This is a genomic window from Methanobrevibacter millerae (assembly GCF_900103415.1).
Taxonomy (GTDB): Archaea; Methanobacteriota; Methanobacteria; order Methanobacteriales; family Methanobacteriaceae; genus Methanocatella; species Methanocatella millerae.
In genome coordinates this window covers 1-3,014 of record NZ_FMXB01000031.1, presented here as the reverse complement: position 1 = coordinate 3,014, position 3,014 = coordinate 1, and the positions used below count along the sequence as shown (strand labels likewise).

Genomic DNA, 3,014 nt, shown 5'->3' with positions numbered 1-3,014 from the left:
AAATCAGGCTTAACGACATTTACAGTGTCATTAGCTGATTTATTACCAGTTTCATTGGTGTCAACAGTAACAACATTCATGAATTGTCCAGTAGCAGTTGTATTAAATACTGCATAGAATGTGGCTATTTCACCAACGTATAAAGGAGCATTCAAAGTCCAGGATAAATCATTGTTTTTAATCCACAAACCATTGTAGTCAACAAATGAATCGTAAACCAAACCAGTATAGCTGGATTCCTCAACAACAACGTCAGTTAATGCAACCTCACCGGTATTTCTAACGACTATTTCAAATGTAACCTGATTACCCACAATAACAACATCTTCCAAAGCAACCTTTTCTACACTGAAATCAGGTTTTACAACCTTTACAGTATCATTAGTTGTTTTATTTTCAGTTTCATTGGTGTCAACAGTAACAACATTGGTAAACTCACCAGCAGCAGTTGTATTAAATAGCACATAGAGAGTAAAGGTTTCGCCAACATATAAAGGAGCATTCAAAGTCCAGGATAAATCATTGTTTTTAATCCACAAACCATTGTAGTCAACAAATGAATCGTATATTAAGCCATCAAATGAATCTTCACTTACAACAACATCATTTAAAATAGTGTCACCAGTGTTTCTGACAACGATTTCAAATCTGGCCTGACTTCCTAAAATCACAATGTCTTTTAATGCAATTTTTTCGATATCAATACCTGGATTTTTAGGCACTACAGGAACCGTATCGTTGTAAACGGTAGTATTATTGTTTGCAGTCTTATTTTCTGTCTCAGTGGATCCAACAGTAACTATATTGGTAAAGTTACCTACAGCAGTGGTATTAAACTTAACAATTAATAAAACGACTTCATTAACATCCAAGTCCATATTTAAAGTCCAAACGTTCTTGCCGTTAATTAATGAATGAGTCCAAATACCGTTATCAACAAAAGAATCATATGTTAAACCATTATAGGAAGTTTCTTCAATGAAAACATTAGTTAATTCGACCTTACCAGTATTTTTAACGATAATTTCGAATGAAGTCTGATTGCCTACCTGAACCGCAGGAGTTAATGTGACCTTGGAAACATCCAAATCAGGGGTTAAAACTGTTGTAGTGTTATTTGTAGTCTTGTTTTCAGTTTCGTTAGAACCTGCAACAACTACATTAGTGAAATTACCTTTAACAGTAGTATTAAAGTTAACAAACAAGCTAACAACCCCATTAACACTCAAATTCCTATTCAAAGTCCAAACATTCTTACCGTTAACAACAGAATGACTCCAAAGACCATTATCAACAAAAGAATCATATATTAAGCCATTATAGAAAGATTCCTCAACAAATACATTAGTTAACTCCGCCTCACCAGTATTCCTGACTATGATTTCAAATTTAACCTGATTACCAATCTTAACGGCAGGAGTTAATGTAACCTTTTCAACAGTGAAATCAGGAACCAAAACAGTAGTAGTATTATTAGTAGTCTTATTATCAGTTTCATTAGAACCAGCAACAACGACATTAGTGAAATTACCTTTAACAGTAGTATTAAAGTTAACAAACAGGCTAACAACATCATTAACCGTCAAATTTTTATTTAAAATCCATACATTCTTACCGTTAATTAATGAATGAGCCCAAAGACCATTATCAACAAAAGAATCATAAATCAAACCAGTATAGGAAGATTCCTCAACAAATACATTAGTTAACTCCGCCTCACCAGTATTCCTGACTATGATTTCAAATTTAACCTGATTACCAATATTAACAGCAGGAGTTATTGTAATCTTGGAAACATCCAAACCAGGCTCTAAAACAGTAGTAGTGTTATTGGTAGTCTTGTTTTCAGTTTCGTTGGATCCTCCGACAACGACATTAGTGAAATTACCTTTAACAGTAGTATTAAAGTTAACAAATAAACTGACAACCTCATTAACACTCAAATTCCTATTCAAAGTCCAAACATTCTTACCGTTAATTAATGAATGACTCCAAAGACCATTATCAACAAAGGAATCATAAGTCAAACCAGTATAAGAGGATTCCTCAACAAATACATTAGTTAACTCCGCCTCACCAGTATTCTTGACTATGATTTCAAATTTAACCTGATCGCCAATCTTGACAGCAGGAGTTAATGTAACCTTTTCAAGAGTGAAATCAGGAACCAAAACGGTAGTAGTATTATTGGAAGTCTTATTATCAGTTTCGTTAGAACCAGCAACTACAACGTTAGTGAAATTACCTTTAACAGTAGTATTAAAGATAACAAACAAGCTAACTACTTCATTAACACTCAAATTCCTATTCAAAGTCCAAACATTTTTACCATTAACGAAAGAATGAGTCCAAAGACCATTATCAACAAAGGAATCATAAGTCAAACCAGTATAGGAAAACTCCTCAACAAAAACATTAGTCAAATTAGTCTCACCAGTATTCCTTACAATAATTTCAAAGGAAACTTTATTTCCAATATTAACCGCAGGAGTCAAAGTAATCTTGGAAACATCCAAACCAGGCTCAAGAACGGTAGTAGTGTTATTTGATGTCTTGTTATCGGTTTCATCTGAACCTGCAACTACAACATTTGTAAAATTACCTTTAACGGTAGTATTGAATTTAACAAACAATCCAACGACCCCTTTTAAACCCAATTCATTATTCAATTTCCAAACGTTCTTGCCGTTAATTAATGAATGATTCCAAAGACCGTTATCAACAAATGAATCATAAATCAAGCCATTATAGGAAGTCTCTTCAACAAAGACATTAGTTAACTTGGTTTCACCGGTATTTCTAACAATGATTTCGAATGTAACCTGATCGCCGATTTTGACAACAGGAGTTATTGTAATCTTTTCAACTGATAAGTCAGGAGTTAATACTGTAGTAGTGTTGTTTGCAGTCTTGTTATCTGTTTCGTTAGAGCCCGCAACAACGACATTAGTGAAATTACCTGCCTGAGTGGTATTGAAGCATACTGATAAAAATTCTACTTCTTTTAAGGTCAA

Annotated in this window: 1 protein-coding gene; it reads right to left on the bottom strand. The window is 33.6% G+C overall.

Annotation, left to right across the window (positions count from 1 at the left end):
- Positions 1-3,014, bottom strand: a 3,014-nt coding sequence (locus F3G70_RS11470; protein WP_149732843.1) for a DUF11 domain-containing protein, incomplete at both ends; no start/stop codon positions are given.